The sequence below is a fragment of the Ideonella sp. P3_A4 genome (genome assembly GCF_056403075.1).
In genome coordinates this window covers 1-7,719 of the sequence record NZ_JBFUGE010000287.1, presented here as the reverse complement: position 1 = coordinate 7,719, position 7,719 = coordinate 1, and the positions used below count along the sequence as shown (strand labels likewise).

The window sequence follows — 7,719 nt, the reverse complement described above, 5'->3', positions numbered from 1 at the left end:
GACCAGGCGCGTGCCGCAGACCACGTCGTGCCAGAACTGGCGTTGCGGGTTCAAGCGGGCGAGGGCAGCGTAGGCCGCCACGCCGGCAAAGAGGATGCCGAAGATGCTGCCACCACTCTTCAGGCCCGACAGGTGGGCCGCCAGGAGCGCCGGTGCAAACCAGAGCCAGCTCAGCAGGTAACGCACAGCGGCGCGTGCCTGTGACACGGGGCGCCCTTGCGCGTCCAGCAGCTTGATGTGCCAGGCCTTCATCGCGACGGTCTGGCCGCCGCGCGACCAGAACCAGGTGAAGTAGATGCCGAGCACGACGAACAGGAAGACCTGCAGGCCGAAAGTGCCCTTCATCGCATGGCGCATCTGCGTCAGCGCTGAATACAGGTAACCCGAAATCATGACGACGCCGAACAACAACACGCCTTCATAGACGAACGCGGCCATGCGGCGTGACAGCGCTGGCGCTGTCAAATCGGCAGCAGGCGACTGCTCGTCGCCGGTGGTGGCGGGCGTGGCGCTCACTGCGCCGAAGACGCGGCGCCAGCCGGCAATGGAGCGGCGCCCGATGGCGCCGGCGCCAGCCTGGCTGATTTGATCGGCGGCGGCAGCGTCGCACCCGGCTTGGGCAACAAGGTGGTCTTGTCGATCTGCCTGGGGCTGGCTGCAATCTTGGGCTGACCGGGCTGCTGGTGCAACGGCGGCCGGGGCGTGGCGGTCACCAGCGAGGTGGTCGCGCCACGACTGGCCTGCACGACGGTGGGCCCCACCGGTCGGGGCGGCGCAGTGGTGCCGTGCGTCGGCGAAACGATGTTGGACTTCGGTGCCTGCGCATCCACCGGGGCGTTGCGCAAGGTCATCGCCGGGCTGGGGGGCTGGCTCTGAACCGGGCTGGGTTTGGCGCGGGCGGCGAGTGCCGCGCGCTCTTCCGGCGGCAACGCTTGGTAGGCCTCCCAGCGGGCTTGCCGATCTTGCGGCGCCACCTGGGTGGACTGCTGGTAGTTGATGCGGGCCTCGGTGCGCTGCGACGGCGACAGGCGCGCCCATTCCGTCATCCGTTCCCGGACCCGTTCCTGCTGCGGTGGCGGCATCGTGCCGAAGCGCGACGCGACCTCCAGCCACTTCTGCTTTCGGCCGGCGTCCAGGTCACCCCAGTCGTTGCGCAACGGCGTCAACGCCTTTTGTTGCGCCGGCGACAGCTGTGACCACGCGGGCCCGCTGGCAGCCGGTGGCGCTGCCGGCACAGGCAGCACCAGACCCAGCAGCAAAGCCAGGGTGGCGGCCGGGAGGCCAGCAAGGGGGGGGAGGCGGCGTGAGCTCACGTCAGCGAACGATTCGGGGGGCGGTGGGTTTATTGAGGGGCGTCTTGCTTGAGGAACTCGACAAAACCGGCGTCGCTGTACGCGTCGGGCGGCAGCTCGTCGGCCAGCAAGGCTGTGTCGACATCGGCGGCGGCTTCGATCTGCTCGCGGTCATGCCATTCGTCGATCGCGATCAGGCCGGCCACCAGCACGATCAGCGGCATCACCGAGGCGAAGCGGAACAACCAGCTGGGCTGGCGGCCCAAAGTGGCGCTGCGGCCCCTGCCGACCACCACGTCAGCCGGCGCAGTGGCACTGGCCGGGGCCAGGCGGGTGGCTCGCGCGCGCGCCACCGCCTGTTCGCGGGCGACGCGAAGGCGTTCGGACACGTCGTGCGGCGTGCGTTGGGCCTGCTCGTTGAGCAGCGCCCCGATACGCAGGCCGAAGCGCGCCTCGAGGCGGGCGGCATCGGTGGCGGAGTGGGTGGCGGTGCTGTTCATGGTGTGATTCCCTTGGCTCTGAGCGATTTCGCCAGTGCATGAACAGCTCTTGAGCAATGCGTTTTCACGCTGCCTTCCGAGCAACCCATGACCGAGGCGGTTTCTGCAACATCCAGTTCTTCCCAGTAACGAAGCAGGAAGGCTTCCCGTTGACGGCCGGGCAGCAGGGCAATCTCTTTCTCTATCAAAAGCAATATCTGTTCCCGTCCGACCGTGTCCGCCGCGCTCTCGGCACCCAGCGAACCCTCGACCGTGGCCAGCAGTTCGAGCAGGTCGAAATCGGAATCTTCGGCGCCGCCGTCGAAGTCCGACAGGTTGGTCATGACCGCGTTGCGCACTTTTTGGCGCCGGAACCAGTCCATCGTCGCGTTCGACAGGATGCGCTGGAACACCAAGGGCAGCTCGGCCGCAGGCCGGTCGGCATATTTCTCTGCCAGCCGGATCATCGAGTCCTGGACGATGTCGAGCGCCGCGTCATCGTCGCGCACGGCATACGCCGTGCGCTTGAATGCGCGCTTTTCAACGTTCTTGAGGAAGTCGGTGAGTTCTTTGTCGGTGGCCAAGGCACAAGGGAGCCGCAGCCCCTCGAAATCGGCGGCGATTATGTCATTCGACTTGCAAGTTGCCCCGAGAAGCTGTCAGACGATGCAATAATGCTGCTTCGCACAATTTGCGAACTCGTCGTTCAGGCCGCCCCGACCAAGGGTAACGGCAATGTTGATCGCGCAGGTTCCAAGTCCGCCTCACGAGGGCGCGAGGAGGTTCACCGATGGTTTTTCGTCAGAGAAATTCACAAAGGTTCGAAATGGACATGTCTGCCGCGGAAGTCAAGCGTRCCGCTTCGGCACAACCGCACTCTTCCTCCCCCTCCGCAGAGCCGAACGGCTCTGAAATCCTCGTCCGCTGTCTTCAGGCCGAAGGCGTGAAGTTCCTCTGGGGCTACCCAGGCGGCGCGGTGCTCTACATCTACGACGCGCTGTACAAGCAAGACAGCATCCAGCACGTGCTGGTTCGCCACGAACAGGCGGCCATTCACGCGGCGGATGGCTATGCGCGTGCCACCGGTGAGGTCGGCGTCGCGCTGGTCACCTCGGGCCCAGGTGTTACGAATGCCGTGACCGGCATCGCGACGGCCTATATGGACTCGATCCCGATGGTGATCATCACCGGGCAAGTCCCCACACCCGCGATAGGCCTGGATGCGTTCCAGGAATGCGACACCGTCGGCATCACCCGCCCGATCGTCAAGCACAACTTCCTGGTCAAGGACGTGCGCGATCTCGCCTCGACGATCAAGAAGGCTTTCCACATCGCCCGCACCGGCCGGCCTGGCCCGGTGGTGGTCGACGTCCCTAAGGACGTGTCACTGAAGACGGCGCCGTTCCACTACCCTGAGCGCGTCGAGATGCGCTCGTACAACCCGGTCAAGAAGGGCCACGGCGGCCAGATCCGCAAGGCAGCGCAGCTGCTGATGGGCGCCAAGCGGCCTTACATCTACACCGGCGGCGGTGTGATCCTGGGCAATGCCTCGGCCGAGTTGCGCGAGCTGGCCGAGATCCTGGGCTACCCCTGCACCAACACGCTGATGGGCCTGGGCGCCATCTCGTCGAGCGACCCGAAGTTCCTCGGCATGCTGGGCATGCACGGCACCTACGAAGCCAACATGACGATGCAGCACTGCGACGTGTTGCTGGCCGTCGGTGCGCGCTTCGACGATCGGGTGATCGGCAACCCGAAGCACTTCGCTTCGGTCGAACGCAAGATCGTCCACATCGACATCGACCCGTCGTCGATCTCGAAGCGAGTGAAGGTCGACATTCCGATCGTCGGTGACGTGAAGGATGTGCTGCAGGAGTTGATCGCGCACCTGAAGGAGTCGACCACCAAACCGGACAAGGAAGCCATCAACGGCTGGTGGTCGCAGATCAACGACTGGCGCAAGAAAGAGTGCCTCGCCTATCGCAAGAGCGATGACGTCATCAAGCCGCAGCATGTGATCGAGACGCTGTGGCAACTGACGCGCGGACGCGACACCTACATCACGTCCGACGTCGGCCAGCATCAGATGTGGGCCGCGCAGTACTTCGGCTTTGCCGAGCCGCGCCGCTGGATCAACTCCGGTGGCTTAGGGACCATGGGTGTCGGCCTGCCATACGCGATGGGCATCAAGCTCGCCAAGCCGGACAGTGATGTGTTCTGCATCACTGGCGAAGGCTCGATCCAGATGTGCATCCAGGAACTCTCGACCTGCCAGCAGTACAAGACGCCGGTCAAGATCGTTTCACTGAACAACCGCTACCTGGGCATGGTGCGGCAGTGGCAGGAACTGGACTACCAGGGCCGCTACTCGCACAGCTACATGGACGCGCTGCCGGACTTCGTCAAGCTGGCCGAGGCCTATGGCCACGTCGGCATCAAGATCGAGAAACCGTCCGAGGTGGAGCCGGCCCTGAAGGAGCTGATCCGCCTGAAGGACCGAACCGTCTTCCTCGACGTGCGCACCGACCCGACCGAGAACGTCTGGCCGATGGTCAAGGCGGGTAAGGGCATCTCCGAGATGCTGCTGGGGTCCGAGGACCTGTGACGGCGTGAAGGCCGCTGCTGCGCGCGTGGTTACCGCCACGCGGGCGGCGTCGGCCGAATCACCGGCACAGCCTCAGATCATTTGTTGTTCCTGTTTCTAACGGCGTGGCCAAGCGCCGGCGGTTACCGCCGCCGGCTGTGAAGAGCGCGTCAGKAGAACGATCATGAAACACATCATCGCCGTGCTGCTCGAGAACGAGCCCGGCGCCTTGTCACGCGTGGTGGGGTTGTTTTCCGCCCGCGGATACAACATTGAAAGCCTGACGGTCGCGCCGACGGAAGACCCGTCGCTGTCGCGCATGACCATCGTCACGACGGGTTCCGACGAGGTGATCGAGCAGATCACCAAGCACTTGAACCGCCTGGTCGACGTGGTCAAAGTCGTCGACCTGACCGAGGGCCAGTTCACCGAACGTGAGCTGATGCTGATCAAGGTTCGCGCCGTCGGCAAGGAGCGCGAAGAGATGAAGCGGATGGCCGACATCTTCCGCGGGCGCATCATCGACGTGACCGAGAAGAGCTACACCATCGAGTTGACCGGCGACGCCGGCAAGCTCGACGCGTTCATCGAAGGCATCGACCGCGCCGCCATCCTCGAAACCGTGCGCACCGGCACCAGCGGCATCGGCCGCGGCGAGCGCATATTGCGGGTCTGAACACCAGCCCCACACACCCATCCGAGTTTCAATTTTTCCCGCCAGCCAGAGAGAAACATCATGAAGGTCTACTACGACAAGGACGCCGATCTGAGCCTCATCAAGGGCAAGAACGTCACCATCATCGGCTACGGCTCACAAGGCCACGCTCACGCTCAGAACCTGAACGACAGCGGGGTCAAGGTGACAGTCGGCCTGCGCCGAGGCGGCGCTTCGTGGGCCAAGGTCGAAAAGGCCGGCCTGAAGGTGGCTGAAGTGGCTGAAGCGGTGAAGAGCGCCGACGTGGTCATGATCCTGCTGCCGGACGAGCAGATCGCCGAGGTCTACAAGAAGGAAGTCGAGCCGAACATCCGCGAAGGTGCTTCGCTGGCATTCGCCCACGGCTTCAACGTGCACTACGGCCAGGTGCAGCCGCGCGCCGACCTGGACGTCTGGATGGTCGCCCCGAAGGCTCCGGGCCACACCGTGCGCAACACCTACAGCCAGGGGGGCGGCGTGCCGCACCTGATCGCCGTGCACGCTGACAAGAGCGGCAAGGCGCGCGACCTGGCGCTGAGCTACGCAGCAGCCAACGGCGGCGGCAAGGCCGGCATCATCGAGACCAACTTCCGCGAAGAAACCGAAACCGATCTGTTCGGCGAACAGGCAGTGCTGTGCGGCGGCACCGTCGAGCTGATCAAGGCCGGCTTCGAGACGCTGGTGGAAGCCGGCTACGCGCCCGAGATGGCCTACTTCGAGTGCCTGCACGAGCTGAAGCTGATCGTCGACCTGATCTATGAAGGCGGCATCGCCAACATGAACTACTCGATCTCGAACAACGCCGAGTACGGCGAGTACGTCACCGGCCCGAAGGTCGTGACGGCCGAGACCAAGAAGGCCATGCAGCAGTGCCTGAAGGACATCCAGACCGGTGAGTACGCGAAGAGCTTCATCCTCGAGAACCGCGCCGGCGCGCCGACACTGATCTCGCGCCGCCGCCTGACCGAAGAGCACCAGATCGAAGTGGTGGGCGAGAAGCTGCGCGCGATGATGCCGTGGATCAAGGCCAACAAGCTGGTCGACAAGAGCCGTAACTGATCGGGCGTCGAGCGGGCGTACCGCTTGATGTTCAAGGGCCGCCTTCGGGCGGCCCGCTTACTTTTGGCGACACGCCTGCGTTATCCTCCCCGCCCATGCCCGAACCGGACCTTTCTCCCGCTGATGCCGTCGCCGTCGCGCCGAATGACGATGACATCGAGTTCCACGAGCCGCGCCGCCCGCGTCGCCGTGGCATCTACATCCTGCCCAATCTGTTCACGCTGGCGGCCCTGTTCGGCGGCTTCTATGCGATCGTGATGGCGATGAATGGCCGTTTCGAGCAGGCCGCGTACGGCATCTTCACCGCCGCGTTGCTCGACAGCCTGGACGGCCGCGTGGCGCGCATGACCAACACGCAGAGCGCGTTCGGCGAGCAGATGGACAGCCTGTCCGACATGGTCAGCTTCGGCGCGGCGCCGGCGCTGATCGTCTACGAGTGGGTGTTGAACAGCCTGGGCAAGGCCGGCTGGATCGCGGCCTTCGTCTACTGTGCTTGCGCCGCGCTGCGCCTGGCGCGCTTCAACACCAACATTGCGGTCGTCGACAAGCGCTTCTTCCAGGGTCTGCCAAGCCCCGCGGCTGCCGCGCTGGTGATCGGCTTCATCTGGGTGATGGACGCTGCAGGCTATCAAGGTGCTGCCCAGTACGCTGGTTTGCCGTGGGGCACGTTCTGCCTGACGCTCTACGCCGGGCTGACGATGGTCACCAACGCGCCGTTCTACAGCTTCAAGGATGTGAGCTTCAAGCGCACGGTGCCCTTCATCGTGATCGTCGCGATTGCGCTCGGCATTGCGCTGGTCACGATCCATCCGCCCACCGTGCTTTTCAGTGTCTTCTGCGCGTACGGCATCTCGGGTTACATCGTCTACGGCTACCGAAAGATGAAGGGCCAGCCGGTCAGCGTGATCGCCACCTCGACCGACGAGCCGGACGAGCGCGGCCTGCATTGAGAGCCCCCAGGGCCGTGTCCGGCCCGCCCCCCGCGGGGGGGTCAAGAAACTCGGGAACGGCCCTTCGTTTCTTGAGAGCTTTTCGTTGCTGCACCGCCGCATCTGCGTGTTATATTGAATCCAACATGATCCGGCCGTCGATCGCCATTGCTTTGCTGCTACTAGGAGCTCTCAGGGCTCGCTGATCGACCACGTCCGTTTTCTGTAGATTTCTCCCCGATCAACGGCCCGCAATGCGCAAGCAGCGGGCCGTTTTTGTTTTGTCCACCACCCTTCGAGACTGCCATGGCTGACAAGCTCATCATCTTCGACACCACCTTGCGCGACGGCGAACAATCGCCTGGCGCCTCGATGACCAAAGACGAGAAGCTGCGCATCGCGCGCCAGTTGGAGCGACTGCGTGTCGACGTGATCGAAGCCGGCTTTGCCGCCTCGTCGAACGGCGATTTCGAGGCGGTGAAAGCCATCGCGGCGCAGATCAAAGATTCCACCGTCTGCTCGTTGGCGCGGGCCAACGACCGCGACATCTCCCGCTCGGCCGAGGCACTGGCCGGCGCCGAGCGCGGCCGCATCCACACCTTCATCGCGACCAGTGCGCTGCACATGGAAAAGAAGCTCCGCATGACGCCTGACCAGGTCTTCGAGCAGGCCAAGCTGGCGG

Annotated in this window: 8 protein-coding genes and 1 pseudogene; 5 read left to right on the top strand and 4 right to left on the bottom strand. The window is 64.4% G+C overall.

The window, feature by feature from the left end; all coding sequences use genetic code 11:
• From AC1DYI_RS21475 to AC1DYI_RS21460, 4 genes are all read right to left on the bottom strand, one after another.
• A partial coding sequence (locus AC1DYI_RS21475) for an RDD family protein (protein WP_477206165.1) occupies positions 1-516 on the bottom strand: 516 nt, incomplete at its 3' end.
• The gene (locus tag AC1DYI_RS21470; protein ID WP_477206164.1) at positions 513-1,313 is read right to left on the bottom strand and encodes a DUF3106 domain-containing protein; all 801 of its coding nucleotides are present in this window, start codon (positions 1,311-1,313) and stop codon (positions 513-515) included. The genes AC1DYI_RS21470 and AC1DYI_RS21475, both read right to left, overlap by 4 nt.
• A 29-nt stretch (positions 1,314-1,342) precedes the next feature.
• Positions 1,343-1,792 carry a DUF3619 family protein gene (locus tag AC1DYI_RS21465; RefSeq protein WP_477206163.1) on the bottom strand — a complete coding sequence of 150 codons (450 nt, stop codon included), beginning with the start codon at positions 1,790-1,792 and terminating at the stop codon, positions 1,343-1,345.
• Positions 1,789-2,355, bottom strand: a complete 567-nt coding sequence (locus AC1DYI_RS21460) for an RNA polymerase sigma factor (RefSeq protein ID WP_477206162.1) — start codon at positions 2,353-2,355, stop codon at positions 1,789-1,791. The genes AC1DYI_RS21465 and AC1DYI_RS21460 overlap by 4 nt, the downstream gene beginning before the upstream one ends.
• Before the next feature lie 242 nt (positions 2,356-2,597).
• On the opposite strand from AC1DYI_RS21460, the gene AC1DYI_RS21455 reads away from it, so the two are divergent.
• From AC1DYI_RS21455 to AC1DYI_RS21435, 5 genes and pseudogenes are all read left to right on the top strand, one after another.
• Positions 2,598-4,376 carry an acetolactate synthase 3 catalytic subunit gene (locus AC1DYI_RS21455; protein WP_477206161.1) on the top strand — a complete coding sequence of 593 codons (1,779 nt, stop codon included), beginning with the start codon at positions 2,598-2,600 and terminating at the stop codon, positions 4,374-4,376.
• Between the two features lie 163 nt (positions 4,377-4,539).
• Positions 4,540-5,031, top strand: coding sequence for an acetolactate synthase small subunit (ilvN, locus tag AC1DYI_RS21450; RefSeq protein WP_477206160.1), 492 nt, complete (start codon positions 4,540-4,542; stop codon positions 5,029-5,031).
• A 60-nt stretch (positions 5,032-5,091) separates the two neighbouring features.
• Positions 5,092-6,108, top strand: coding sequence for a ketol-acid reductoisomerase (gene ilvC, locus AC1DYI_RS21445; protein ID WP_477206159.1), 1,017 nt, complete (start codon positions 5,092-5,094; stop codon positions 6,106-6,108).
• A gap of 95 nt (positions 6,109-6,203) precedes the next feature.
• A complete protein-coding gene (gene pssA / locus AC1DYI_RS21440) occupies positions 6,204-7,058 on the top strand; it encodes a CDP-diacylglycerol--serine O-phosphatidyltransferase (RefSeq protein ID WP_477206158.1) in 855 nt (284 codons plus the stop codon).
• A 285-nt stretch (positions 7,059-7,343) separates the two neighbouring features.
• Positions 7,344-7,719, top strand: a pseudogene (locus tag AC1DYI_RS21435) (2-isopropylmalate synthase); the annotation flags it as partial.

What these genes read in the sequence shown, in the direction of transcription:
- AC1DYI_RS21465 (WP_477206163.1), bottom strand. Translation starts at nt 1,792, where the DNA reads ATGAACAGCACCGCCACCCACTCCGCCACCGATGCCGCCCGCCTCGAG.
- ilvN (WP_477206160.1), top strand. Translation starts at nt 4,540, where the DNA reads ATGAAACACATCATCGCCGTGCTGCTCGAGAACGAGCCCGGCGCCTTG.
- ilvC (WP_477206159.1), top strand. Translation starts at nt 5,092, where the DNA reads ATGAAGGTCTACTACGACAAGGACGCCGATCTGAGCCTCATCAAGGGC.
- pssA (WP_477206158.1), top strand. Translation starts at nt 6,204, where the DNA reads ATGCCCGAACCGGACCTTTCTCCCGCTGATGCCGTCGCCGTCGCGCCG.